The sequence below is a fragment of the Fischerella muscicola PCC 7414 genome (assembly GCF_000317205.1).
Lineage (GTDB): Bacteria > Cyanobacteriota > Cyanobacteriia > Cyanobacteriales > Nostocaceae > Fischerella > Fischerella muscicola.
This window is the reverse complement of sequence record NZ_AJLK01000057.1, coordinates 24,941-50,929: the sequence shown is the minus strand read 5'-3', so window position 1 is coordinate 50,929 and position 25,989 is coordinate 24,941. Positions and strand designations below refer to the sequence as shown.

Below are 25,989 nucleotides of genomic sequence, written 5' to 3'. Positions count from 1 at the left end.
TAAGTATTTTTACAGATAATTTATTTACTGGTAATAGCATAGTATTTCACTATTTTTTTAAGTGTAATTATTGAAATAATAACAAGTAGATAATGTTTTTTTGTAAATTGTTCAAGATAAAAAACAGTAGTCCCAACAATATTGCTTATAAATTAAAGTCTTGTCCTGCAAGCATTTGAGTACAATTTTAAGTTTATAAGTATTGGTTATTCCTCTAATATAGTATTTACTCGGATAATTATTAATAAATTATTAAAATTAATTCAGGTAGCTAATGTAGATGTGGTATTTATGGTAAAAGTACTACTTTGGGTAGATGTAAATGCTATAGGAGTAATAGAAAGTAAACAGATGAAGGTAAGTGTATACACGGTTAAAAGTTTATATCCGAGCTTGATTAATTAAGATATTTGTGGCTTTTTACTCAGTTATTATGCGGAAGAAAAATTAAAGTTTCTCCAAACTTTTAATAAAACCCAGATTTTCAAAGCAAAAGATTGTTAATTAAATAAAGACCAAGGGAACTAACCAAGGGTTATGAAGACTAGCTTGAGAACTACTAGCGTTGTCTTGTTTTTTATCGGAGTCGCTCTGATAATTCTCAAAATGGCTGATACCGCTTGGATGCTAAATGATGGGACTGTTAATCATCAGAGTAGTGATGAGACTAGCAGTAATTTGATCAGTTTGAAGGTTGATTCTCAAAGTTCAAAGCATAAAACTACAAATGTTCAATCGAGTAGCGACTATGAACCACCAAATTATGGTGGTCCCGATAGTCCTTCTTTTGGTAGTGGGACTCGATGATGAGAGCATTTGTTTGAGTTTCTTTGCACTTTCTTTGATGTCCAAATGATACACCCCTGACATTTGAGTCTCCTTGGAGAGCATTTCTACTCTTTCTTGTTGCCCTCTTTTGGCGAATTGGTATTATTTATTTTTGATATTTATACACATAATAAGTAATAGCTTGGCGTAGAAATTTAGCCAAGCATATGACATCAATAATTATCAGCTGGGAGATGTAATTATTTATTACAATATTGCTTTCTTCCTAGAAAATTCTGTTCATCAAGAACAAAATAGATTGATTTGCTACGACTTTTCAACGTAGTTTCTTGGGATTCCTGCGGGGACAATTATTGTTGATGCTATTCTTATCAACTACAAGTTTTCTTGTCTTCTTAATCTTGGGAGTTAACTATGCATTATTTTTAGCACTCATTGTTGGCATTTTAGATGCTATTCCTGGTATTGGTGCAACGCTAGCAGTACTTACGATTACTTTATTAATACTAGCATCCCAAGGCTGGGTAGTTGCAGTTAAAGTTGTGATTGCCTGCATAATTCTTCAGCAAATTCAAGATAACTTTGTAAGTCCCAAAGTCATGGGTAATGCATTAGAAATTAGTCCAGTCATACTGTTTTTAGTTCTATTTATTGGTGAGCGAGTAGCTGGTTTACTGGGTGTGTTTCTATCGATTCCTATTGCAGGGATGATTGCTGCTTGGTTAAGAGCAGAAAACTTAGAAAAACAGCAATCTCTACCAGAAGCATCACAATAATTAATACATGAAGCTACTTAAAACCTATAATGAATCCTTTTAAATTAACCTCTTACTTTCTGTCATTAATTATCTTTGTTATTTGCAGCAGTTTCCTAACAGTATTCCAACCAAAACCTGTCATTAGTGCTGAGAATATTTATTTTCCTGTCGGATCTACTAAATTACGTTTATCAGTTAAATCATTAGAAATTTTTGCCAAAGAAGGTCGAATTACCAAAGAATTTGAGTTTTTCGCCAAACGACTCAAACCAGAAAAACTAGAACGTCTTCGTAAACTATTACTGTATAAATTTAATACTACTCCTGTAGCAGTTTCTCAACTTACGTATTCCCCAATCGGAGAAGAATACATACGCCAATACGGTGGTATGATCAAAACACGCACAGGTCAAAATGGTTTTTATGCCATCCGCTCAGCCTTGGTACTAGCAGCAGCAGATCCAGAAGGATTAACTGGGTTAAGTTTTATACGTCACTTTCCCACAGATATTCAAATCAGTGTCAAAGATTTTTTAGAACTGTTGGATGAATTGAGTTATCTTGCAGGCTAAAAACAGTCATAAAAAGTTAGCGATCGCAATTCATACATGGTTGCAAGCATTACTGTACTAACTTACTTAACTGGCTTATCTGCTATTGCAACAATCACTTAAATGTGAAAAAGTAGCACATGTTGGTATTGGTAGTGAACTAATCTGCGTTCGCGAAGCTTCGATGCTCAAGAAATTGGAATAAACGTTAACACTTAAGGCTTAAAATACTAAAAAGTGATCAAAAATGGTTTCAAGACTAGTAATCTAATCAAGTCGCTCACAGAACAATTGTATTGATTTGCATCCCCCCAATTTCGTCATGGGGATTAACTAAATAACTGTTGTTAATCCAATTGTGTGCTGAGGTGTATCAATGGCTGGTTTTATTATTTCTGTTGTGGTAATTGCACTTAGTTTGTTGATTATCTCCAAGCTACCTACTGGCGTTGAGATAGATAGTCCTTGGATTGCTTTGATTGCAGGAGCAATTATCGGTGCTTTCAATGGTTTTTGGAGTCTTTTCCCTGGTTGGTTTAGAACAACTAGCGTCGTTATCAGTCTGGGTTTAATTCCTTTGATTGGTAGCATTATTGTATTTGGTTTAGCAGCTTGGCTAGTAGAAGGATTTCGACTGCGATGGGGAATTGCTAGCGCCATTATTGGAGCGATCGCTCTTAGCATTATTAACTCCATTTTGTTCTTTATTCTGCGTCAGGTTGGTGTGGTGGCAGCCTTTTAAGTTAAAAGTCAAAAGTTAAAAGTTAAAAGAAATATCTAAAAGTACATTTTTCTTTTACTTTTATCTTTTTAGTCAAAAGCGCCCCAGGGGCAGGCAATCGCCACCCATTATGAATGAAAAAAAAACAAGTCAAATCCTCTCCCCTTCTGCCATCTGCCTCCTGCCATCTGCCTCCTGCCATCTGCCTCCTGCCATCTGCCTCCTGCCATCTGCCTCCTGCCATCTGCCTCCTGCCATCTGCCTCCTGCCATCTGCCTCCTGCCATCTGCCTTATTATTAACCACCGCTAACAGGGGGAATTAACACTACCTCATCGCCGTCTTGCAAAATAGTATCTGGTTCGACAAATATCAAGTTAACTCCAAACCGGGTTACATCCCGCCATTTGCTTAGTTCGGGATGTTCGGCAATGAGGCGATCACGCACTGCAACAACTGGTGTATTCTCCGGAAATTCCAGCACCAGTTCTGGTACTCCATAAGCCTCTTGGTAAGCAGCAAATAACTTGACAGTAATTTTAATTGTAGATTGATGCATAAAAGCCTAGCCAAAACAGTCTTTTAAACTGGTCTTAACATTATCCCTATTTTATTGGGAGTACTGAAGGGGCGGCGAATTTTGACGGTATGCTACGCGATCGCCACCCTTGCTGATTAACGTCAATTCGATGGATATAATACTAACGGAAAATATAGAGTGACGAAAAATTTCATAACTCCAGCCTCCGTAGAATTCACGTTAATTAACTCTTGCTAGATAGTTAAAATTGCACACTCCTTTTTTGATTAGTACTAAGTTCATCAAAGATATTCTCCTTCTAATTCCCATTGCCGACTTATTTCGTCCCTGATCCAAGTTATGAATGGTAAATAAGCCTGTTTAGGCACATAATAACTTCCTTCATGATTTACCTTGATCCACTCTAAGCTGGGATGCCGTAACTCATCGAGCAACATGCGGAATCCATAAGCAAAGCTGTGGTTGTGATGTTGTAAAAGTTGTTCAAAGTGAATAATGCGTTTGGCAGGTTCAATTGACATGTATAAGTCACTTAAAAACGTCGAACCTTCACCTTGCAAATTCATGATCACAGTTGTATTTGTGCTGGGAATCCGTAAGGATACTAACCGCCTATAAACTTCATCATTATCAACTGCAAAATGTATGTGACGACGATGAACTTCAGCAGCAGATATGATTTTGATGAGGAGAGTAATCAGCAAAGATGCGATCGCTTGATATTCAACTCCGGTGATTTTATTATCTGGAGGTATGAGATTGATACTGACTCCTTGACTTGGTACTTCAGCAGTAGGTTGTGATTGGAATTGGACAACTTGGTTGGGGGGTATCTTGTTCCAAGCAGTCAAAGAGAACATATCGTAGCAAGCATAAAATCCAGCATAAAAAGCGATCGTCATCGCGCTCATAAAGTTTAAGGCTGGAATTGTTTTTTCGCCAATTTTGTCAATCAGTTGACGATTCGTCGAGACAGAATTCATAATGTAGATTTCCTCTAAAAATCCTCACTTAAGTGAGTATTTGTTATTCTAAGCTATAAGATGAGGCTTTTATGTGTCCATAAGAAATTTTAAGCACTACTGTTAAAATTACTGAGGCTTTTATATGATGTAGAAGTATGACTATGATTCCTCCAGATGTTTTAAAAGACCTAGTGGCTGAGGAAAATTTATCTCAAGCCGAACAGGAGGTATTGTCCTTAGCATTGGATGGAAAATCTCCAACAGAGATACAAAGCCTCTTGGGGATAGAGTCGCAAAATGCAGTTCAGAAAAGGCTAGGTAAGATTTATGCCAAATTTAGACTGACTGGTGCAGGGCCAGGCAAACTAGCCAAGCTACAAAAAATCCTTACCGACAGATATCAACTCAAGCTGGGTAAGAAAAAAGTCCTGATCTTTTGGTCTGGCAAGACTGGGAAGTACGTGGCCCAAAGACTAATTGATATTTTCAGGCATCCCCAGATAGATGCATCAATCTTAGATGTAGATATTAACTCTAGTTCACTATGGCTAGCTGAGATTACACAATCTTTAGAGGGCATAAATTACGGAATTATCTGTTTAACACCAGGATTCTCACAGAATTCATGGGTGAATTTTGCCGTTGGTTTCCTCTCTGGCAAGATTAATAACTTCAAGCTTCTACGTTTTAGCAGAGAAAAGCTAACTGAACCACTACTGCACTTTCCCATCATAAATGGCACAACTCAGGATAGCTTAGCTGAACTGTTTCATGAAATGACTGGTACAGACATCCAAGAGGCTAAAGATTGGATACAATTCAAACTTGCCAATGCGAATTGGTGGCAAGAAATAATTCAACAAAAACAAGAACAACCAGTCCCAGATGAGTCTTCAGACTTCCAACTCATTTTAAACGCAGGTCTGCAAATACTTAAAGACAACAAATGTTTTCAAACCAACAAACTTTTTCAAAAACTCATAATCAATGTTCTGACTGATGTAGGTCATCAGCTTGAAGAAGTAGGCTCAAATGGCAGGGTTTACTCAATTCCCTTAGAACTTTATCCACGTTATCTTGTGAGATTACAAAAAGATAGAGATATTCAACCCCGTGTCCAAGCTATATCTATTGTTGGTTATGTTGAACATTTTTGGGCTAATGATCGGGGTGATGAGGTTGGCAAGACAGCCAACCCAGAAAGTGAAAGAATATTCATTTTTTCAGATATACAAGAATACAAGAAATCTACAAAATTTCTTCTGGAACATGCCTCTAAATACAAAGTTTATGTGATGATGCGAGATGCCTATGAACCTCTAGCACAAGAATTTTGTTCTAATGAAAAGCTTACTAAATGGCAAGATGATGATTATAGTTTACCCACTAAGCAATACGCAATTCTTGAAGCTGCGGATCAGAGTCAACTCCTGGTTTGGTATAACGAAGATAACTTAAGCGATAAAAGACACAAAAGATTCGCTAATTTTTCTGCGATTACAGAACAAGTCAGTTTATATAAAGAAGCATTTGATAGAATTAAATCTTCTCAATATGTTGTTCCTTTTACATTAGAAAATACAGCAAATCTAGAACAAGTTACAGAGTTTTTCCGGGAAGTAGAATATAAACTTTCTCAAACTAATAGTATTACACCTGAAGAATTACTTGAAGATTTACAAAAAGTCAGAAATGAATTGATTAGTTTAACTGAAGAAAATAAAGTTATAGACAAAGCCCTGAGTTTTGTACGTAAGAGATTGCATTCTCAAACAGCTTCTATTTTTATATTTAGTAAAGATGGAAAACTACATCGTAAAGGTATACAAGGCGTAGATGTCAAAGGTAAACCTATAGATAATCAATGGTTTGCTCAGGAAAGCTATGCTGTAGGCGAGAGCTTTACAGGAAAAACAGCACTTCCACAAGAAGATGGTTTTGGTAAACCCCAGTGTAGTAATAAGTTAAATGAAGAGGCTTTAGATAGCAGAAGTCAGGCCGAATATTCCAAAAAATTAGGGAAAATTAACTGTGGTCTGGCAGTTCCTTTAAATGGTCAAAATAAAACTTATGGAGTCCTAGAGGTTATCAATAAAATTAATTCCAATACAGGAATACCTCTAAATTATTGTGGTTTTACTCAAAATGAAATTTATTGGCTCTCAGCTATAGCTTCAGCAGTTGCGACTGCTCTTTCTAATATTCGCAGGAATAGACAAAACCAGTTAGAGTCAGATATTAGTAGTTTTTTAGTTAACTATCAACAAAACGAAGAAAAAGCTTATGATGAAGTCGTCACTAGGCTGATATCTGAACACACTGCTTTTGAGGTATGTATATTACGGATAAAAAATCAGGCAGAGGTTTTAGAAATCAAAGCTAAAAAGTATGTTTCCCGCGTTGTGAATTGGGAACAGAGAAAAAATGAGGGGATTAAGTTAAGAGAAGGGATAGTAGGAAAAGTATTAGAGTCGGGAGAACCTATCATTATTAAGAATATAAGTAAAGAAATAGATCAATTTAAAAATCAACAGTGGGTTGTGGCTAACCAATTTAAATCTTTTGGTTGTTTCCCACTGATTTATCAAACAGAGGTTGTCGGCACACTTTCTTTATATGCGGCCTATGAATATGATTTTCATCGAAGTTGTCAAGAATTTTTGAATAGAATATGTTCTTTAATAGCTGCTTTTATAGGTAGGAAAAAAGAAGAACGAGAAGTGCGCGAATTCTTCAGTCAAAGTTGTAATTATGCTCCAAATCAACCCAACGATTTGATTAAAGAACTTGATTCTATATATACACCCAGCCCTAAAACAGAAAAAAATTCTGGTAATGAGGTTGCCTCTGTACCAATACTTGACTGATAAGCTAGTACTCCACCACAGTTGCGATCAAGGGTAGAAACGATGTCATTTGTCCCTAGCATCCAACGTGGTAAATCGCCAATCAATAGAGGAAAATAACAAGGTCTTAACAAGAATTTTACCTATATTAGTGACAATTATCACTAGTCAATATAGGAACTAAACAGGATAAACCATCATGGAAAACACTGAGCAAATCAGGACTTTATCAGTTGATATTGGTGGTAGTGGTGTAAAAGTCATTGTTTTAGATATTACAGGCAATCCTTTAACTCAAAGATCGCGTTTAGAAACACCCCAACCTGCCAAACCATTATCTGTTATTAGTGCGATCGCAACTTTAGCTTCTACTCAAGGTGAATTTGATCGGGTTTCGGTGGGTTTTCCTGGTGTGGTACGCAATGGTGTCACCCAAACTGCTGTAAATTTAGACCCAGATTGGATTGGGTTTGATTTGGCAGGTGTGTTATCAGAACGCTTGGGTAAACCTGTGCGAGTTGTTAACGACGCCGATATGCAAGGTTTGGGAGCAATCCAAGGTAAAGGTGTAGAGATGGTGATTACTTTGGGGACTGGGTTTGGTTCAGCTTTATTTGTAGATGGAAAATTAGTGCCAAATTTGGAAATGGGACATCATCCCTTCCGCAAAGGCGAAACCTACGAACAACAGCTAGGAAGAGCAGCATTAGAAAAAGTCGGCAATGACAAATGGAACAGGCGTTTACTCAAGGCGATCGCAACTCTGCAACATCTATTTAATTATGATTATCTGTATATCGGTGGCGGTGAAGCAACAAGGGTAAAAATTCAGTTGCCAACAAATGTAAAAATTATTCCCAACATTACTGGTTTATTAGGTGGAATTGCTTTGTGGCGCGATTAATTTCTGATGACTCTGTTGTTGGTGTGTAGTCAACAAACGTTGTATTACAGGAAAAACAGAGAAAGTGGATCTTTTAGATTAAGAAAAGGTTAATTTTAGGTTATGATTAACATCGGATTTTACTTACATAATTAACAGAGCTATTGCATAACTCAGATAATGTTCAAGTAGGAGCCAGAGTATTAATTCTCGAACCAGCCTACGTGGCTGGCAAAACCGGAGTTGTTTTTTGTCCTGAACAACTTTCTGATGATAAACCAAGTGAGCGCTGGCTGATCAAAGTAGATGATGAAAATATTTTGGTGTCGTTGACTCGCAATGAATTTCGGGTAATTGATTAACCGAGAATAACGCGATCGCGTCCCTTTCTTTTGGCTTGGTAGAGTGCTTTTTCTGCTGTATTAACTAAAATCTCAGGTTCGCTTTCCTCTTCGGGAATAATGCTAGCTACACCTAAGCTCACAGTTAAAACATTAGCTGGTAAGCCACCAATACCAGGATATTCGCAGGTAATTGCTAAAGCTTTGACTTGTTCGCGAATCTTTTCCGCAATGTATACAGCTGTAACTGCATCCACATCCAGCAGAATTGCAAACTCTTCTCCCCCATAACGAGCCATCAATAATGAGTTATTTTCGTGTCTCATATTCAGATTGCGAGAATTCTCCGCACCTAAAGCTGTACTGACATAGGAGAGATGATTATTTACCAAAAAATGCTTAATACTCTCACGAATAGTGTGAGCAATTTGCTGCAAACAAATATCTCCGGCGTTATTTCCGTAGGTTTTATTGTAAATTTTGAAATAATCTATATCACATAAAATCATTGATAAGGGAGTAAGTTCACGCCTCGAGCGTTGCCATTCAAGTTGCAAATAAGTATAAAAATAACGGCGATTAGCTAACTGGGTTAATTCATCTAAACTAGAAAGAATGCGTAATTGTTGGTTTTCTTTTTCCAATTCTGCCACACGCCAACTACTTTCACTATTACTTCTATTAAGTTTTTCTCGAAAATATAGGCGAAGTAATTCAGATGCTACACTAACGCGATCGCCCTCTAATTTCACAAGCCCAATACTATTTAATTGATATGCCAGCATTGGTTCTATTTTTACAGGCTCTGTAGCTGTAACGACTTCACAAAATGCATTTGCCAGTTGTGTCTCCTGTTGCAGCATGAGCATGTACTGATTCAAATAGTCTCTATAAATTCCTGTGTCTGTGGGTGCTTGTTGTAATATCTGTCCTAAATCGTTTTCTAAGCCCCCCTTACCGACAAGATGATACAATGCCAACCGGACTAAGTAAGGATGTCCGCCTACCATCGCCATTAATTTGTCAGCATCAGAGTTATCTGTCCAGTCTAGTCCGTGACACTGGGCTAAATTCTGCACTTGCTCTTTTGTAAACGGTGGCAACCGCAATGGTAAACCAATATTAAACGGAGATTGAGTTACCTTCAAAGGTAAACAAACTTCTGTAGAGTAAACCATTACCATGCGAAGTTTTTGCCAAATCTCCACTCGTTTTGCCTGTTCATACCAGGAACACAATAATGGTAAAAATTCTGCGGCAATTTCTGGATACTCAAACACCCAATCTACTTCATTCAATACCAAAACCAGGGGAGTTTTGATTGACTGTAGCAAGTATGTCTGAACATACAAAGAACAGCTAATTTTACTGCCCATATCCTCATCCCAAAACTCATTGAGTTTCGGTTCTAGCTGTAACTCTCTACTGAGATTGGCACAAAACCAGCGCAAAAATTTATCAAGATTGACAAATACTGCTTTATCTGCTTGTTGAAAGTCCAGACTTACAGTCTCATAGCCAAGATTGGTTGCATGAGCCAAAATCCTTAAAACTAGTGAGCTTTTACCCATTTTTTTAGGGGCTTTGATGCAGATCACACTTCCTGGCTCAGCAATTTCTGTGTAGGCTAATTCCTCAATTGGGGGGCGAGGAATGTAAAATCTAGAATCGAGAGATACTGGCCCTGCGGGAAATTCTAAGGATATTGCTGTAGCAGCACGATTATATTCTCTAATAAACTGGTGCTGCATTCTACTGAGTTGACGAGGCTCCAGAGTTTGGCGAAAGTTTGATTTGTTAATCGGTTCTTTCCAAAAATCACTCATTAATTGCCATAAATGAGAGGCAACTTTCCTAACTCGCTCTTCTCCGTAGTGTGCTTCTAACGCTATGTTAGTGTAAGTTTTTCCTTCCCAAGAAGAACGTAATACTAATTCTTGGAGCGGAGTCAATGCATTGGGTAAGGTTGCTTTTAGTAGAAGTATTACTTCATCTATAGTCATCAGTCATCGGCTCTTATTGTATATAATTTTGCCTCAAATTATTTCTTTATATTTATCGGGGTGCTAAAACATTTTACAATTTACTAGAAATAATAGGATATTTTTATCATCGTACCAGCAGCTATGCAAATTGAAAAATCTCTTACCAGCAAAGATGGTAATAATGTTTGGAAAATCACTCATGAAAATAAGACCTACAGCCTGATTAAGAAAATTTTTATACTTCTGCTTTTTTTACTCTGCTTTTTCCCAGCTACCTAGTCATAAACTATATATACAAACATGCATAAAAATTAAACTGACAAAAATAGGGATAAATAAGTTAGAGGAAAGGTTAAAAGTCTCTTAAGTCTTGAACCATTACCCACTTCTCACCTTAATTACTTTCTCAAAAGTCTATTTTTCTTGCTTTTTTGTTCCTTGTTGAATACTCACTGAATATTTATGACTTTGAGTGTTACTCCTAAGCATCGAAAGTTACCAATCCAAGCGATGGGAGCTAAGTTTTTCCACTGGGTTAACATCATTAGCCTATTTATCATGCTCACTAGCGGACTGCAAATTTACAATGCTAACCCTGTTTTCGGTGGACGTTCAGGTTTGCATATTCCACCGATATTTACCTTGGGTGGTTGGTTAGCAGGAGGAAGACATTGGCATTTTGCAGCGATGTGGTTATTTTCACTTAACCTTTTGTGGTATGGCTTTTATATTTTCATCACCCGTCGCTGGCGACACCGATTTGTAGGCGCTAATGACATCAAAGCATTACAAAAAACTCAAAATCCCAAACGCCTTATTTATGCTTGGCATCGTATAGTTTATACAAGTATAATTCCCATTCTGCTTTTGGCATTATTTACAGGTATAGGCATGTACAAACCTGCTCAATTTCCTTGGATTGTTGATATGTTTGGTAGTTGGCAAGGATTGAGAATTATGCACTTTTCTTCAGTACCAATTGTGATTATTTTTGTGATTGTTCACTGGTGGTTGGGAAAAAAAGCAGGTGGTTCGGAGTTGACAGATTCAATGTTTTGGTGACGCAGTGGAGAGATGGGGAGGTGACGCAGTGGGGAACTCACCGCCCCCCACTTCCCTAAGGAAGTGGGGATTAGGGGCAATGAATGGGGAGTGTGAGGAGTGTGAGGAGTGTGGGGAGTCAGAAGTCGCAAGTCGCAAGTCGCAAGTTGTAACCACTAACCAATGTACAGACGTGCCATGGCACGTCTGGTACAACAACCAACAACCAACAACCAACAACCAACAACCAACAAATTAAAATTATGCCTTTAATTCATAAATTATCACGCCGTCAGTTGTTACAAATTTCTGGACTATCTGGTATTAGTTTTCTTCTTAGTGGCTGTGGTGTACCAATATTAGAAGATGTTGTTGGTGAAGTTTCTGAACCGTTAAACCAGAGACTAGAAACCTTATTATTTAAATCACATCAGCCTGTACCAGAATTCTCTAAGAGTGAAATTCAACCAGAAGCTTTGATCATCAATAGCTTTAGAGGTACTCCCGTTATTGATCCAATTAAGTATAGTTTGATTGTTGATGGTGAGGTAAATAATCCCCTTAGCCTCAGCATAGCCGATATTCAGACTTTGCCTATGACTGAGATGATTATTCGTCATGTATGCGTAGAGGGTTGGGCGGCGATCGTGCAATGGGGTGGTGTACGTCTGCAAGAAATTGTAGCTATTGCCCAACCCCAAAAGAATGTTAAATATGTCTACTTTCAATCAGCAGATGGCTATTATTCCAGTTGGGATATTGCTTCCGTATTGCATCCCCAAACATTATTAGCATATCAAAAAAATGGTGAACCTCTACCAAAAGAGAATGGTGCGCCCTTGCGTTTGGCTTCACCAATTAAACTTGGTTACAAGCAAAGTAAATGGATAACTAGAATTACTTTAGTTAGTAGTTTATTTCCCTTAAAAGGCTATTGGGAAGACCAGGGTTACGAATGGTTTGCTGGACTTTAAAAACTTAAAATTAATAGACCTAAATCCCCAATTTACGAGTATAAAATCTAGCGGATTATAATGTGAAAAAACTCTGCTACCTGGTGCGCTAACTCCGCGCCCCTCTGCGTTTAAAATACTTATTTTACTTTTCTAGTTTTAGATTATCTAACTCAAGTGGTAGAATGCTAAAGCAAATTTTCAAACTTTTGATACTCAACAGCCAAACAAAAATAAAACAGAGTTGCTAATAAGAGTTATTACCGCTCGAAAAATCTACCTGTGTCCATCCCCTCTATCTCCCCGCAACGGGGGAAAGAGCATAATATTTGTACCAGACACAATGTTCCTGGCATCTCTACTCAATTCACACCAAGCGTAACTTTGTTCATTTTAAATGATGCTTTCTCTAAATAAACTACTACAATGGTTAATTTTGACCCTACTCTTTCCATTAGTTTTTCTCAATGGTTGGTTAGCTTTTAAATTGTTTCAATATTTTCAACCCATAGTTACTATTTTAGTTTTGGCTACTTTGTTAGCATTTATTTTGGACTACCCTGTTGCACTTCTTGAGAAACGAGGAATACAACGTAAATATGCAGTGTTATTAGTTTTGATTTCAACGTTAGTAATTGTGGTCAGCTTGGGTATTACTTTGTTACCCATTGCTCTACAACAATTAAATGAAATGACTAAATCAGTTCCACAATGGATTGATACTACTGAACAAAAACTTCAATTTCTCAACGATTGGGCAGCCAGTCACAAATTAAATATTAATTTCAGTGAAATATTTACTCAGTCAATTAATAGTTTGCCTAATGAATTAGAAGAAGTAAGCGATAAGCTATTTAGTATTATTGTAGATACTATTGATAGCGTTTCCGAAGCTTTAATCACTGTTGTACTAACAGTATATATGTTAATAGATGGTGAAAGGATTTGGAAAGGAATATTTAAAAAGATACCTTTTGGATTATCTCAGCAGATACAGCAATCTCTTCAAAAGAATTTTCAGAACTTTCTGATTGGTCAGGTGATTTTAGCTTTAATGCTGGGAGTAACAGAAACTATCTTATTTTTAATCCTGAAACTGCGATTTGGTTTAGTATTTGGTTTGGGTGTGGGAATTTTGAGCTTAGTTCCTTTTGGTGATATTGTTAGTTATTTTATTATTGCTTTTATACTCGCAACCCACGACATTTGGTTAGCTGTCAAAGTTTTAGTTCTATCCCTGATTTTAGATCAGTTAGTTGACCAAGCGATCGCACCCCGTATTTTAGGTAGTTTTACTGGTTTAAGACCTATCTGGGTGATCATCTCTTTACTGATAGGGACTTATGTTGGTGGATTATTAGGGTTAGTGCTTGCTGTTCCTTTAGCTGGTTTTATCAAAGATGCGATCGATGGTTTTGCTGAGTTCCCTAAAAGTATTTCTGTTGAGGATGAGAAGTTACCAGAGGTGTTAATAAATGAGTCAACTTTGCAGTAATTGGTAATGGGTAATTGGTAATTGGGGTATTACTATGCCCCATATCCAATGCCCAACTGCGTTAGATAATATCGTAAGCAATTAGCCTAGCTTGAAAATAAGGCAGATGGCTGATGGCTGATGGCAGATGGCAGATGGCAGATGGCAGATGGCTGATGGCAGATGGCAGATGGCTGATGGCTGATGGCAGATGGCTGATGGCTGATGGCTGAAGGGGTAAAAATTTTCATGGCGAGGTTGTGTACCAAGTTCATGAACGGCTGACTTGATATTATTCGTAGTGATACCGACAAGTAAGAAAATCAATCTGAGTATTTCCCACTCGATAGACAAGCCGATGTTCTAAATCGATTCGTCGTGACCAAATGTCTGCATCCAAATACTTCAATGGTTCTGGTTTTCCAATACCCTCAAAAGGATCTTGCATGACAGCCGTTACCAAATCCAATATTTTGGACGCTTTCTGAAAATCTTGCTTGAACCACCAAGCTAAATCTTCTTTGAATTTAGAACTAAAACCAGGACTACGATTAACTACAACTGGGTTAATTTCCTCAGCTTCAGCTTTCTTTTTCTTCTTCTTGTTCAATCCCCAACTCCTGCTGAAGTTCTGCGATAGTTTGAGGTTGAATCTTTCCTGTTTTCGACTCCTCTATTGCATCCAGTAAACGATGAGCATTAGCAGGAGAACGCAAAAGATAAACAGTCTCAACTAAACTTACCAAGTCTGACTCAGCAATCAAGGCGACATTTTCACCACCACGACGGTTGATAATATACACCTGATGATTTTCTACTACTAGGTCTAACAACTTAAAAAAGTCATTTCTGGCATCGGTTGGGGATGTGATTTTGTAGGACAACATCAGTTTATGTACATGTTTATGTACATATATCATAAAACAATCTTAATTATCTTGCAAAATATAAGCCTTCGGCTAGAGGCGATCGCATCACTTCACTTAAGGATGAGGCGTAATTGCAAGAATAGTCATAACTCCTTGTTCGCGCCCGTAATACCAAAACACTCGGAAAGCCCCAGGTGTTTTATTCTCTACATAAGCTTCAAAAATTTCTTCACCATTAGGGCCTGACAGTGATTCATATTTATGAGTATTTAAACTAGGATGTCTTAGGTTTGTTTCCATCAAACCCAGCGTTTTCAAAACTTTTTGGTACTTCTTAGAGTCTGTTTCTTGCAACTTAGCTAAAGCTTCTTTTGCCTCATTCGTAAATACTAAGCGGAAATTCACCTAGCACCTATTCTTCAATCTCTAAATCTGCATACTGAGCAAATGAACCCAAATCATGAAGTTCGCCAGAGGTTGCTTGTTTGATACCAAGTTCTAGGGAATTACGAGCAACAGAGTTTTGCCATATCCAAAGTTCTCTTTCTGGAATGTTAACAACTGGATCTAGCAGAATTTGCCCTACATCATTCATTAAAACTCGGTAACTCTTTGTTTTGGCAACAGCGCCCAGAGTTAATCTTCCTCGATCATCGGTACTGGCAGTCTCTTTAATTAAATGGAAATTTTGATTTTCAATCATAGTACAAATGTATACCTCAGCAAATTATAGTCTTTTGTGGGTGAGTGGGCAATACCCACATACAAAAGAATAATATAAAAAACCCCCGATATCATGACCAGGGGTTTTAAAAATCACCATTTCACCCAATGTTGCCAGAGGCTTAGCTACGTCGCTCCTTTAGGCTACATAGGAGTGACCGTCTTTTTCAACAATGTTAGCGCAACAACGTGAATGTATAAATATTAGCCCACATTCGCTAACATTAACTCTCTGGTTTCTGATTTTTTGACTCTCACTTGACCGTCATCGTCAACATCAACAACGGCTGTATCGCCTTCAGCAATTTGACCAGACAACAATGCTTCTGCGAGAGAATCTTCTAAGAGGCGCATAATGGCGCGACGTAAAGGTCTAGCACCGTAGCTGGGGTTGTAGCCTTCTTGAAGTACACGCTCTTTAAAGCGATCGCTCACCTCGAGTGTGATACCTTTTTCAGTTAAGCGACTAGCAACTTCTTTGAGCATAATCTCAGCGATTTGCTTGACTTCCTCTTTCTTGAGTTGGGTGAAGACGATAATTTCATCAAGACGGTTGAGGAATTCTGGACGGAAGTAGTTCTTCATTTCCTCGTTTACCAAGTTACGAATGCGGTTGTAACTTGCTTCGGCTTCGTCTTCGCTGAACTGGAAGCCTAAACCGCCACCACCTTTTTCGATGACTCGTGAACCGATGTTAGAAGTCAAGATAATCAGAGTATTCTTGAAGTCGACTTTCCGACCTTTGGCATCGGTGAGATGACCGTCATCCAAGATTTGCAGCAGCATGTTGAAGACATCGGGGTGTGCTTTCTCGATTTCGTCGAATAGCAACACTGTGTATGGTCTGCGCCGGACTGCTTCGGTCAATTGTCCGCCTTCGTCGTAGCCTACGTAACCAGGAGGCGAACCAATCAGCTTGGAAACGGTGTGGCGTTCCATAAACTCTGACATATCCAGCCGAATCATCGCTTCTTCGGAACCGAAGAAGTAAGCTGCCAAGGACTTGGCTAATTCAGTCTTACCAACCCCGGTAGGGCCAGAGAAGACAAAGCTAGCGATCGGTCGATTAGGATTCTTCAAGCCGACACGCGCACGGCGAATCGCACGAGATACAGCCGTGACTGCTTGCTCTTGACCGATGAGGCGCTGATGCAAGGTATCTTCTAAGTGCAGCAACATCTCAGACTCAGATTCAGTCAACTTGTTGACTGGTACACCAGTCCACGCAGCGACGATTTGAGCAATATCTTCTTCGTTCACAACGAGGGTATTGACAAATTTGTCGCTTTGTGTTGTGTCTGCTAGTTGAGCTTCCAGTTCCAACTCGCGATCGCGCAATTCACCAGCTTTGTCAAAGTCTTGCGCTCTGACGGCTTCATCTTTAGTTTTAGTTACAGTAGCCAATTCCCGCTTAATTTCGCGATTGGCAGCAACCATCGAACTCCGTAGACGCACACGGCTACCAGCTTCATCAATCAAGTCGATTGCTTTATCTGGCAAGAAGCGATCGCTAATATAGCGGTCAGATAAATTAGCGGCTGCAACCAATGCTTGGTCAGTAATTTGCACTCGGTGGTGTTGCTCGTAAACTGAGCGCAAACCTTGGAGAATCACAATTGTATCTTCTACCGAGGGTTCACCAACCATAATCGGTTGGAAACGACGCTCTAGTGCAGCATCACGTTCGATATGCTGACGATACTCATCAAGGGTAGTTGCACCAATGCACTGGAGTTCACCCTTTGCTAATGCCGGCTTAAGGATATTGGCAGCATCCATACCACCTTCTACACCACCAGCACCAACAAGGGTGTGAATCTCATCGATTACCAGGATGATATTACGCTCTGAGCGGATTTCATCCATGATTTTCTTAAGGCGTTCTTCAAAATCGCCACGAAAACGAGTACCAGCTACCAATAACCCCATATCAAGACTGATGACTTGCTTGTCTTGCAAAATATCGGGGACGTCTTGGTTGTGAATGCGTTGTGCTAAACCTTCAGCGATCGCAGTTTTACCAACTCCGGGTTCACCAATCAATACAGGGTTGTTTTTCGTACGACGACCAAGAATTTGGATAGCACGTTCAATTTCTTTCTCACGACCAACTACAGGGTCGAGTTTACCTTCTTGTGCTAGTTTGGTGAGATTTCTACCAAACTCTTCTAAAGTCAACGTTTGGGTTCTTCTAGCACTGCTACTACCACTTCCACCTACAGTCGTCGGTGTAACTTCACCCAACAGGCGAATAACTGTAGTGCGGATATTTTTGAGGTCAACCCCCAAATTTTGTAGGACTTTAGCTGCGACTCCTTCCCCAGCCTCAGTCAATCCTAAGAGTAAGTGTTCAGTACCAATATAGTTGTGTCCTAAACTACGAGCTTCTTTGAACGCTTGCTCGAATAAGGTTTTTACCTTCGGGGTAAAAGGAATTTCTGGTGGTAGGTAGCCAGAACCCCGACCAATAATTCTTTCGACTTCGCGACGTGCATCTTTGAGAGTAACGCCCAATTCGGTCAGCACTTTGGCAGCAACCCCATTTCCTTCTCCCAGCAAACCCAGGAGAATTTGTTCAGTTCCAACGAAGTTGTGACCAAGTCTTCTGGCCTCCTCCTGAGCGAGCATAACTACTTTAATAGCTTCGGAAGTGAAATGTTCAAACATAACGGGTTTTGCTCCCTTGCTGCTTGGGCTTTGGGTAAAATCACTTTCACCCTCACCTGAACTTTTGTCTACTTTTCTTAAAGACAATGTATCTTTATTTAAAGTTTAACGGCAGTGGGGAGAGCCGTAAGATTTTAGGTAGGGTAGCCGTCTTTTGGGGGTGGGGCAGTGGGGAGGTGGGGGGCTAGGGGTCCCCACTTTGTGGGGTCGGGGGGCAATGGAGAGATGGGGGGTGTGAGGGGTGTGTAGACGCGCTTTGCGCGGCTTAAGGTAAGGGTGGGGTGTGAGGAGTGGGGAATAACCACTAACTACTAACCACTAACAATCAACAACCAACAACCAACCCTTCGGGTTCGTCAGTCGCTCATGGGGGAGGACCCCCCTTGGGGCGCGCTGACTCACCACCAACAACCAACAATCAACAACCAACCACCAACAACTATTTATGAACAAAGATCAACAACATCCTTTATATAATCGCGATCGCTCGATTGTGGATAGTTTACTCGCTGGTGAGGCGACAGAGTATAACTTGGCTGAATTAGCTAGGCTGCGAATTCGTTATCACGGCTTTCCTGGTGCTAGAGACATTCAAAGCGACTTAGATAAAGTACTACAAAAGTGGGGTTTAACAGAAGCAGAGTTATTTGAGAAAACTCGTGCTATTCATGCCGTTGGTGGCATTTACAAAAGTCGCTCTAAGAAAGATGAACAAGATTGGAATTAATTTGGATTTAATTCTATATCCTCGTAAATTTCTGATATCAGTATTGTTAAATCTACAGATGAAAATTCAATCGAATCTAGAGGAGATTTAAAAACCTCTAAAAACCAATTATTTTGATTATCTTTACGATAAATATCAACTTGAATATGGGATTGAGATACTAATATATACTCTTGTAAACTGTCTATTTGCTGATAATTAAATAGTTTCTCATTGCGGTCTATGCGTTCCGTTATGGACGAAATAACTTCCACTATCAAACAAGGATGAGTTTTAAAAGGTTTACCTATGTCTTGGTAATTAGAAGTTACAAATATTTCTGGGTAATAAAAAATATCTAATGGTTCCAGTTTTACTTTCATATTTGATGAAAAAGTCCGAAAATTTGTACCATATAAATGTGTACGTAATCTAGTAAATATATTTTCGGTAATCATTTTTTCTACTTGGGTTTCTCCTAAGATTGGGTAGACTTGTCCTGCAATATATTCATGACGAGTAAAGCTCTCGAGTTCAAGTTTAAAATATTCATCAACGCTAAGATTTAAAAATTGAGCTTGAGTATACATTGTTGTGACATCCTTAACAGTTATAAAACAATTACCCTTCGGGTTCGCTACTTTGCCATCTGGCACCAAGCCAAGACGGCAAGTAGTCTCACCAATTACCAATTACCAATTACCCATTACTCATTACCTATCTCCACCGCTATAGCTTTAAATCCTCTATATTCCAACCCAGAATTTTTGTAATTTTGGTAACTAAGGTAAGAGGATCAAATGGTTTAGCGATCGCTCCCACTGCACCTAATTCTAAAAACTTATGTGGCTCGGTCAAGCTCGATTTTATAGTTAAAAACCGCTTTTGAACGCGAATTTCTAAAGCTGCACTGAGTCGTCTAAGTTTTTCCTCTGCTCGTTTGCGATCGCTAATGTCTTGCCCAATGCCAATTTTACTTCCATCAGATAGCCGCACATCTGCCCAGGAAGTATCTATCACTCGTCCATCAGCAATTCGAGTTTTAAAGTCCTGCCATTTTCCCGTAGCTGCTTGGATTTGCTCCAACACTGTCTGAAGATCCTCCAAGTTTGGGTAACACTCAGCTAGTATGTTGCTCCCTTTTTCTTTGAATTCCGCTTCTGACCAACCAAGAACCCTTTCCAGTTCTCGGTTAACCAATTGAATTTGGTTGTTGCGATCAAATAAAGCCACCATTACGGGAATGCGATCGAATATGGTTTGCAGAATTTCTTTCTGTTGTCTGAGTTCTGCTTCTGTGCGCTTGCGATCATCAATGTCGGTGATCGAGCTAACCATTCGCGTTGGGTTTCCTGCTTCATCCCAAACTGCTTGTCCCCGGGATAGAATCCATTTGTAGCTGCCATCCTTGCACTGCATTCGGTATTCGGCAACGTAGTGCTGGGTTTGGTGATGCAAATGAGCTTGGAAAGCACTCATCATTGCCTCGAGATCATCGGGGTGTATACGCTTAACCCATTCACCAAAATCATTCAATTCATGATCAAGATACCCCAACATCTCCCTACACCTGGGAGAAAGGAAGTGTTGATTGGTTTTCAGGTCATGATCCCAAATGCCATCATTAATTACCTTTGAGAGCTAACTGCCAGCGTTCTTCGCTGTTTCTCAGGGCCTCTTCTGCTTGCTTCAGGTCAGTAATATCCACTTCAACTTCATCCCAGATTATGCGATCATCTTCCAGGCGACGGGGTGCTGAACGCAAATGCGACCACCGGATTTCACCCGAAGTAGTGCGTCTACGAATCTGAACGTCAAAAATTGACAGGTTACAAATTGATTCATTGAGGGCTTTCACTTACCAAGTCAAACAGAATACTAGTGTTCTGTTTGACGTCTTCTGGCTTGACTCCAAATAGGCGTTCGCAGCCTGCACTGACATAGTAGAAACGGAAGCTGCCATCAAGTTCCCGTGCTATTTGATAAATGATACCATTAGGTAGGTTGTCGCCTATAGAACGCTACAGCAGACTTTACCCCCAGGCGCAATTATCCCACAACGAAGGAATGAAAATTTGACTCCTCCTACACCCCCACACCCTTACAACCCTATACCCATTTTTCAAGACATACTTCAATTAAACAGACTTTGGAAATTTCGGTTCTAAAAATCACTTGAAACCTTTGCAGGAAAATTTGCCTGTCTGTGACGCATTTGCGCCAACTGCAATCGATTCAGCACGCGGGAGACTAGTTCTGTTTTGTCAATTGGCTTACTTACATAATCATCTGCACCCATAGCAAACATCCCAGATACAGTTTCTATGTCTGTGTGAGAGCGATCGCCTGCTCAAACAATTCCATCTGTTCCCTGAGATTGTTTTTAAATTCTTCTCTCATCTTTGCAACCACAGCTAGAACCTCTGTTTCTGCTTCTGTGTGGGATTGAGAAGGTGGGGTGATGGGGAACGGATTAAATTTTTGTATTTTTAATTTTGAATTTTCAATTGTTGATTTCCTTATGTCTTCGTTTCCCACCCTCTCCCTTTCATCTTTCAGACGATAGCCCAATCCATAAACTGTCTCAATCAAATCTTTGGTCATCCCAGCAGCTTTTAACTTTCTTCGTAAACCCTTAATTTGGGTTGTAACAGCTTCTTCTCCTGGAAATTCGCCCACAGGCCAGACAAGGTCTAATATGGCAGTGCGAGTTAAAATCCGCTGAGGATTTCTTAGCAGAAGTTCCAATAAACCATACTCTTTCGGGGTGAGGTGCAGGCGTTTCTCGTTGTAGGTAACTTCCCTATTTTTCAGATCCAACTTTAAGTTTTCCCAGGTAAGTTGCTCAGCTAATATAGCCCTCCCCCGTCGTAGTAAAGCCCGAACTCTGGCAATTAACTCTAAAAAATTAAAGGGTTTGATCACATAATCATCTGCGCCAGCATCTAAACCCATGACTCGATTTATGCTGTCGTCTAGAGCAGTTAGCATGAGAATTGGCACTTCATAGCCTTCGCTGCGGAGTTGGCGACAAATGCTAATACCATCCAATCCAGGAAGAAGCACATCCAATAAAATCAGGTTATAATTATACGCTTTTGCTAACTTCAGCCCAGTTTCACCATCGTTTGTGACATCTACGACATAATGATGCTCAACAAGTAATTTAGAAAGTGTTGAAGCAGTAGATCGATTATCTTCTATTAGTAAAATTTTCATGTGATATATCTATGATTTATAAAAATTTTTATATACAATTTTTGGAAAACAAAAGACTATTTTGCAGCTGAAACATCAAAACTTCTTATAATTAATATCAATTCAAAAAATGTTTAAAGCTGAGATATTACACTCTTGCACTAGAAGTCGCACACCAGGAGCTACAACCTGGGACTTTGGGATCAGGGCTGTTTCATTCCACATAATCACTTATAAAATGTCTCAGAACTTATCTTTGATTGGTTTTCTTCTTGGCTCGATGACATGTGCAGAAACACCGTAATATTGAGCTGCTTGAGACATATTTAGTTTCAATAAACTTTCATCACCCAAGTGCATCTTTGTTTGTGGTTTGACTGGAACTACTCCCAAAACGCGAATAATAGAAGTTGCGATCGCTTTTGCAAGTAAGGGAGGAACTGAGTTTCCTACTTGTCGAAAGCCGTGCCATTTGGTGACATGGAACCGAAACCAGTCTGGATAGGAGTGTAACCGCGCCGCTTCCCGAACAGTAATACAGCGTGGACTCTCAGGATGAATTGGCCGAGGAGAAGTAAAAGCTCCCCGATTACTGGCTGTTCCAGCTCTAAGAGTATTGCAAATACCATGTTTATCAAGTTTATGAAAGCGGCTAATTGGTTCAGTTTCACCTGGTTCAGTTTGTTGAAATCTTAGTATAGATTCTGTGCTGTGTTTAGTACGAATGCTGGAAGTTAAAATTCTGGAATCAAATAAGCGTTCATAGGAATAGTCATCTGCACTCCTATCTAAACCACGCAGCTTTTTGCTATAGTTGCTAGGTTTGTCATACTCCGCTATCACCCAATCTCTACTCAACAATTCTGGATAAAAATTCACTTCCGGTAAATCGCCAATAGCTTCCCAAACTGTAGGCGTGTTTGGTAAATCAGGATTGAGTACAATGCCCACTGATTTTTTAGATTTTGCTGGTTGTGTTTGCGGTTGAGGATATTCTGGTAAATCCAATCCCTGACGGCATCCCAAAAGAAATAATCTGGCTCGATGTTGGGGTACTCCGTAATTGGCAGCATTGAGAACCTGATAGTTGGTTTCGACTTCATAACCTGATTCTCTAAACTTTTCAATAATTTCTAAGAGAAATTGGCGATGTTTACCAACGGTGAGTCCAGGTACATTTTCAAACACAAAATATTTTGGTTGTAGTTCTAAAACTAACCGTAAGTAATGAAACACAAGTGCATTGCGCGGATCTTCAAAAGCACGTTTGCCAATCATTGAAAAACCTTGGCAAGGAGAACCACCAAACACAACATCTATTTCTTGACTACCAATAGCTGAAATTTTTCTAATTTCTTCGCCTGTAGCGTATTCGACACTTTGACACAATGTAGACCAAAACGGAAAATTATATTTGTGTGTAGCGCAATGAATCGGATCTAACTCAACAGCAGCAAGCACATCAAACCCAGCTTGTTCAAAGCCAAGGGACATCCCACCAGCACCTGCGAATAAATCTACACCTATAGGTCTTTGTTTGCTATCCATCCAATTTACAAGAAGGCAGAAGGCAGAGGGCAGAAGGCAGAGGGCAGAAGGCAGAAGGCAGAGGGCAGAAGGCAGAGGGCAGAAGGCAGAAGGCAGGGGGCAGAAGGGGTTCCCCACAAATTCGCTCTCCGAATCGCGAATTTGTGGGGGCCCCGCACAAGGCCGAAGGAAAAAATTAGTCTTGATGATTTGCTTGATTACTCTTGGTATGGTCTAGTTTACCCACAACTTGTTTGAAAATGATCCTAGTGGTTGATTGTTGGTTGTTGGTTGTTGGTTGTTGTACCAGACGTGCCATGGCATGTCTCTACATTGGTTGGTAGTTAGTGGTTAGTAGTTAATTTATTATTAACTCCCCATCTCCCCATTGCCCCCCAACCCCACAAAGTGGGGACCCCCACCTCCCCACCTCCCCACCTCCCCACCTTCCACCTGAAGCCTATTTTTCCTGTGTCTCAGCAGAAAACGGCGTATACTTTCCTCCCAGTGCTTCCACAATAGTCCGTGTATTTGCCACCATCATTTTGATATAAGAATCACCCTCACTTCCAGTAGCACCTATGGAATCAGAATAGAGTTGACGTGGTGCTAACTTCACTCCTGCTTCTTGTGCTACTGTCTGAATTAAATTTGGGTTGATTGTCGTTTCCGCAAAAATCGCTGGAACACCAATTTTTTTGATTGACTCTACTAGTTGCTTGACAGTTTGGGCACTAGGCTGTTCTTCGGTGCTAATACCTATCAGCGTACCTGCGATCGCAATTTGGTAAGCACGTCCGTAATATTGAAATGCATCATGGGTGGTTATTAATTTGCGTTGATTTGGGGGGATCGTTTGAATTTGCTGACTAATCCAGCTATCTAATTGTTGTAATTCTGTAGTTAGTTGCTGTGCATTCTGGGTAAATTCCGCTTTGTCTTCGGGTGATAACTCGATTAAAGCATCGCGAATTGCATTCACCATTGCGATCGCATTTTTCACATCACCCCAAACATGCGGATCTGGTACTACTTCACCCTTACCTTTGTCTAGCTGTAATGGTTTGACTACTTCCCCCACCGCTAACTTCCGCGCCTTTGTTCCAGCAGCATTCATTAACTTAATTAGTCCAGGTTCTAAGTTATAGCCGTTATACAAAATCAAGTCTGCTTCTTCTAAAAATCTACTATCTTGTGGTCTAGGTTCGTAGACATGGGGATCTGTACCCGGTTGGAGAATTCCTGTTAATTGAATTTCATCTCCTCCAACCTCCTCAGCCAAATCAGCAATAATTGTGCTGGTTGCCACAACTTGCGGCTTGTCATCCGCCCTTGAGTTTGAATTTAATGGCGTACAGCCGAATAAAACAAGCGGTAAAAGTATCGCTAGACAAGCATTTTGGCAGATTTGCTGCCAGAGGGAAGAAGTGGATAATGAAGACAAGCAAGATACTTCTCTTCCTTGTCTCCCTTCTACTTCCAGTCCTCTGCCTGCGGTATTAGCTTTACTTATATTCAACATTATTCCTACTTATAGATGTTTTCATTTTCTTTTCATTTTTATAGTAAGCTGAAGCAAGAACTATAAAAACACAATTATGGAAATGCTATTTTTACACCCAACCCCAGCCCAAGAGAAACCAGTAGAAATGCTTAGTGCAGAGAGCAAAACTCTTGAAAATAATCCTAGTAATGCTATTACCATTGCTCATTTAAGCGTGTATTATCGAGCAGTGGAAGCCCTGAGGGATATAAATTGCCTCATCAAACCAGGAAAACTTACAGGTATTTTTGGCCCCAACGGTGCTGGTAAAAGTACGCTAATGAAAGCCATGTTGGGATTAGTTCCCAGTAGCGGCAAAATACTGTATAAAGGTAAACCCTTAATGCAGCAACTAGATAAAGTTGCCTACGTACCCCAACGCAGTCAAATTGATTGGACTTATCCCGCTACTGTTTGGGATGTAGTGATGATGGGAAGAGTGAAAAAAACAGGTTGGTTACGCGGATTTAGTACAGTGAGTCGCCAAGTAGCAAAAACTGCACTAGAACGAGTAGGCATGAGTGAATACCGTAATCGCCCCATCGGACAGCTTTCTGGTGGACAGCAACAACGAGTGTTCTTAGCACGTGCTTTAACACAGCAAGCAGAAATTTTTTGCTTTGACGAACCTTTTGTAGGTATCGATCAGAAAACTCAGTCAGTAATTTTTGAAGTCTTCAGTGAACTCACCACCGCTGGCAAAATAGTTCTTGTTGTTAATCATGATTTGGGTGAGTCAATCTCTCATTTTGATGAATTGATTTTATTAAATCGTGACTTAATCGCTACAGGTTCTCGACAACAGGTGTTAACACAAGAAAACTTGTCTCGTGCCTACGATGGTAATGTAATCTTTTGGAAAGAAGCTGCATAATTTAGTCATTGGTCATTGGTCATTGGTCATTGGTA

At 39.7% G+C, this 25,989-nt stretch carries 28 protein-coding genes and 1 pseudogene; 13 read left to right on the top strand and 16 right to left on the bottom strand.

The genetic code is table 11. The features are described 5' to 3' along the window. The first annotated feature begins 537 nt into the window (after positions 1–537). The 4 genes and pseudogenes from UYI_RS0108050 to UYI_RS0108035 all read left to right on the top strand — a co-directional run bounded on the left by UYI_RS0108050 (position 538) and on the right by UYI_RS0108035 (position 2,840). A complete protein-coding gene (locus tag UYI_RS0108050) occupies positions 538–807 on the top strand; it encodes a hypothetical protein (protein ID WP_016866165.1) in 270 nt (89 codons plus the stop codon). Between the two features lie 305 nt (positions 808–1,112). Continuing rightward, a pseudogene (locus UYI_RS32210) lies at positions 1,113–1,565 on the top strand (AI-2E family transporter); the annotation flags it as partial. Between the two features lie 29 nt (positions 1,566–1,594). Beyond that, the gene (locus UYI_RS0108040) at positions 1,595–2,119 is read left to right on the top strand and encodes an alpha/beta hydrolase (RefSeq protein ID WP_016866163.1); all 525 of its coding nucleotides are present in this window, start codon (positions 1,595–1,597) and stop codon (positions 2,117–2,119) included. A 355-nt stretch (positions 2,120–2,474) separates the two neighbouring features. Next, positions 2,475–2,840 (top strand): phage holin family protein, encoded by a 366-nt coding sequence (locus UYI_RS0108035; RefSeq protein ID WP_016866162.1) that lies wholly within the window; start codon positions 2,475–2,477, stop codon positions 2,838–2,840. A gap of 107 nt (positions 2,841–2,947) precedes the next feature. Here the strand turns inward: UYI_RS0108035 and UYI_RS36640 are convergent, their stop codons facing one another. The 3 genes from UYI_RS36640 to UYI_RS0108020 all read right to left on the bottom strand — a co-directional run bounded on the left by UYI_RS36640 (position 2,948) and on the right by UYI_RS0108020 (position 4,342). After that, entirely contained in the window at positions 2,948–3,124 is a 177-nt protein-coding gene (locus tag UYI_RS36640) for a hypothetical protein (protein WP_157226314.1), read from the bottom strand. After that, a complete protein-coding gene (locus UYI_RS0108025) occupies positions 3,117–3,377 on the bottom strand; it encodes a MoaD/ThiS family protein (protein WP_016866160.1) in 261 nt (86 codons plus the stop codon). The genes UYI_RS36640 and UYI_RS0108025 overlap by 8 nt, the downstream gene beginning before the upstream one ends. A 263-nt stretch (positions 3,378–3,640) precedes the next feature. After that, positions 3,641–4,342 (bottom strand): hypothetical protein, encoded by a 702-nt coding sequence (locus UYI_RS0108020; RefSeq protein WP_016866159.1) that lies wholly within the window; start codon positions 4,340–4,342, stop codon positions 3,641–3,643. Positions 4,343–4,485: 143 nt separating this feature from the next. Here UYI_RS0108020 and UYI_RS0108015 point away from each other — a divergent pair, with 143 nt between their 5' ends. From UYI_RS0108015 to UYI_RS0108005, 3 genes are all read left to right on the top strand, one after another. Further along, entirely contained in the window at positions 4,486–7,191 is a 2,706-nt protein-coding gene (locus UYI_RS0108015) for a GAF domain-containing protein (RefSeq protein WP_016866158.1), read from the top strand. Between the two features lie 178 nt (positions 7,192–7,369). Next, the gene (locus UYI_RS0108010; protein WP_016866157.1) at positions 7,370–8,074 is read left to right on the top strand and encodes an ROK family protein; all 705 of its coding nucleotides are present in this window, start codon (positions 7,370–7,372) and stop codon (positions 8,072–8,074) included. 143 nt (positions 8,075–8,217) lie between these two features. Then, entirely contained in the window at positions 8,218–8,415 is a 198-nt protein-coding gene (locus tag UYI_RS0108005) for a hypothetical protein (RefSeq protein ID WP_016866156.1), read from the top strand. Here UYI_RS0108005 and UYI_RS0108000 read toward each other — a convergent pair. Next, on the bottom strand, positions 8,412–10,397 hold the full coding sequence (locus UYI_RS0108000; RefSeq protein ID WP_016866155.1) for an AAA-like domain-containing protein: 1,986 nt from the start codon (positions 10,395–10,397) through the stop codon (positions 8,412–8,414). The two genes, UYI_RS0108005 and UYI_RS0108000, sit on opposite strands and share 4 nt — an antisense overlap. A gap of 444 nt (positions 10,398–10,841) precedes the next feature. On the opposite strand from UYI_RS0108000, the gene UYI_RS0107995 reads away from it, so the two are divergent. From UYI_RS0107995 to UYI_RS0107985, 4 genes are all read left to right on the top strand, one after another. Next, positions 10,842–11,441 (top strand): cytochrome b/b6 domain-containing protein, encoded by a 600-nt coding sequence (locus UYI_RS0107995; RefSeq protein WP_016866154.1) that lies wholly within the window; start codon positions 10,842–10,844, stop codon positions 11,439–11,441. 28 nt (positions 11,442–11,469) lie between these two features. After that, positions 11,470–11,679 (top strand): hypothetical protein, encoded by a 210-nt coding sequence (locus UYI_RS38790; RefSeq protein ID WP_146007559.1) that lies wholly within the window; start codon positions 11,470–11,472, stop codon positions 11,677–11,679. 4 nt (positions 11,680–11,683) lie between these two features. Continuing rightward, entirely contained in the window at positions 11,684–12,394 is a 711-nt protein-coding gene (locus UYI_RS0107990; protein WP_016866153.1) for a molybdopterin-dependent oxidoreductase, read from the top strand. A 379-nt stretch (positions 12,395–12,773) separates the two neighbouring features. Further along, on the top strand, positions 12,774–13,868 hold the full coding sequence (locus UYI_RS0107985; protein ID WP_035138301.1) for an AI-2E family transporter: 1,095 nt from the start codon (positions 12,774–12,776) through the stop codon (positions 13,866–13,868). Between the two features lie 271 nt (positions 13,869–14,139). Here UYI_RS0107985 and UYI_RS0107970 read toward each other — a convergent pair whose 3' ends face one another. The 5 genes from UYI_RS0107970 to UYI_RS0107950 all read right to left on the bottom strand — a co-directional run bounded on the left by UYI_RS0107970 (position 14,140) and on the right by UYI_RS0107950 (position 18,106). Continuing rightward, on the bottom strand, positions 14,140–14,457 hold the full coding sequence (locus UYI_RS0107970) for a Txe/YoeB family addiction module toxin (protein WP_016866150.1): 318 nt from the start codon (positions 14,455–14,457) through the stop codon (positions 14,140–14,142). Further along, entirely contained in the window at positions 14,429–14,734 is a 306-nt protein-coding gene (locus UYI_RS0107965) for a type II toxin-antitoxin system Phd/YefM family antitoxin (RefSeq protein ID WP_016866149.1), read from the bottom strand. The genes UYI_RS0107970 and UYI_RS0107965 overlap by 29 nt, the downstream gene beginning before the upstream one ends. 96 nt (positions 14,735–14,830) lie before the next feature. Further along, entirely contained in the window at positions 14,831–15,121 is a 291-nt protein-coding gene (locus UYI_RS0107960) for a hypothetical protein (protein ID WP_016866148.1), read from the bottom strand. Positions 15,122–15,128: 7 nt separating this feature from the next. Beyond that, positions 15,129–15,419 (bottom strand): hypothetical protein, encoded by a 291-nt coding sequence (locus tag UYI_RS0107955; protein WP_016866147.1) that lies wholly within the window; start codon positions 15,417–15,419, stop codon positions 15,129–15,131. A gap of 224 nt (positions 15,420–15,643) precedes the next feature. Continuing rightward, a complete protein-coding gene (locus UYI_RS0107950; RefSeq protein ID WP_016866146.1) occupies positions 15,644–18,106 on the bottom strand; it encodes an ATP-dependent Clp protease ATP-binding subunit in 2,463 nt (820 codons plus the stop codon). Between the two features lie 445 nt (positions 18,107–18,551). Between UYI_RS0107950 and UYI_RS0107945 the strand changes: the two genes are divergently transcribed. Further along, a complete protein-coding gene (locus UYI_RS0107945) occupies positions 18,552–18,833 on the top strand; it encodes a DUF3288 family protein (RefSeq protein WP_016866145.1) in 282 nt (93 codons plus the stop codon). Here UYI_RS0107945 and UYI_RS0107940 read toward each other — a convergent pair. The 7 genes from UYI_RS0107940 to UYI_RS0107905 form a co-directional block, all read right to left on the bottom strand. Then, the gene (locus UYI_RS0107940) at positions 18,830–19,504 is read right to left on the bottom strand and encodes a Uma2 family endonuclease (protein ID WP_016866144.1); all 675 of its coding nucleotides are present in this window, start codon (positions 19,502–19,504) and stop codon (positions 18,830–18,832) included. The genes UYI_RS0107945 and UYI_RS0107940 overlap by 4 nt on opposite strands. Positions 19,505–19,541: 37 nt before the next feature. Further along, complete coding sequence (locus tag UYI_RS0107935; protein ID WP_235147920.1) at positions 19,542–20,414, bottom strand: PAS domain S-box protein; 873 nt, start codon at positions 20,412–20,414, stop codon at positions 19,542–19,544. Positions 20,415–20,436: 22 nt separating this feature from the next. Beyond that, positions 20,437–20,670, bottom strand: a complete 234-nt coding sequence (locus UYI_RS0107930) for a hypothetical protein (RefSeq protein ID WP_016866142.1) — start codon at positions 20,668–20,670, stop codon at positions 20,437–20,439. Between the two features lie 464 nt (positions 20,671–21,134). Beyond that, positions 21,135–22,031: a response regulator transcription factor gene (locus UYI_RS0107920; protein ID WP_016866140.1), complete on the bottom strand. Its 897-nt coding sequence runs from the start codon at positions 22,029–22,031 to the stop codon at positions 21,135–21,137. A gap of 222 nt (positions 22,032–22,253) precedes the next feature. Continuing rightward, positions 22,254–23,558: a DNA cytosine methyltransferase gene (locus tag UYI_RS0107915; protein ID WP_016866139.1), complete on the bottom strand. Its 1,305-nt coding sequence runs from the start codon at positions 23,556–23,558 to the stop codon at positions 22,254–22,256. Positions 23,559–23,733: 175 nt separating this feature from the next. Then, positions 23,734–23,856: a hypothetical protein gene (locus UYI_RS39580; RefSeq protein WP_016866138.1), complete on the bottom strand. Its 123-nt coding sequence runs from the start codon at positions 23,854–23,856 to the stop codon at positions 23,734–23,736. Positions 23,857–23,997: 141 nt separating this feature from the next. Beyond that, on the bottom strand, positions 23,998–25,059 hold the full coding sequence (locus tag UYI_RS0107905) for a metal ABC transporter substrate-binding protein (RefSeq protein ID WP_016866137.1): 1,062 nt from the start codon (positions 25,057–25,059) through the stop codon (positions 23,998–24,000). 76 nt (positions 25,060–25,135) lie between these two features. Here UYI_RS0107905 and UYI_RS0107900 point away from each other — a divergent pair, with 76 nt between their 5' ends. Next, the gene (locus UYI_RS0107900; RefSeq protein WP_016866136.1) at positions 25,136–25,954 is read left to right on the top strand and encodes a metal ABC transporter ATP-binding protein; all 819 of its coding nucleotides are present in this window, start codon (positions 25,136–25,138) and stop codon (positions 25,952–25,954) included. The last annotated feature ends 35 nt before the right edge of the window (positions 25,955–25,989 follow it).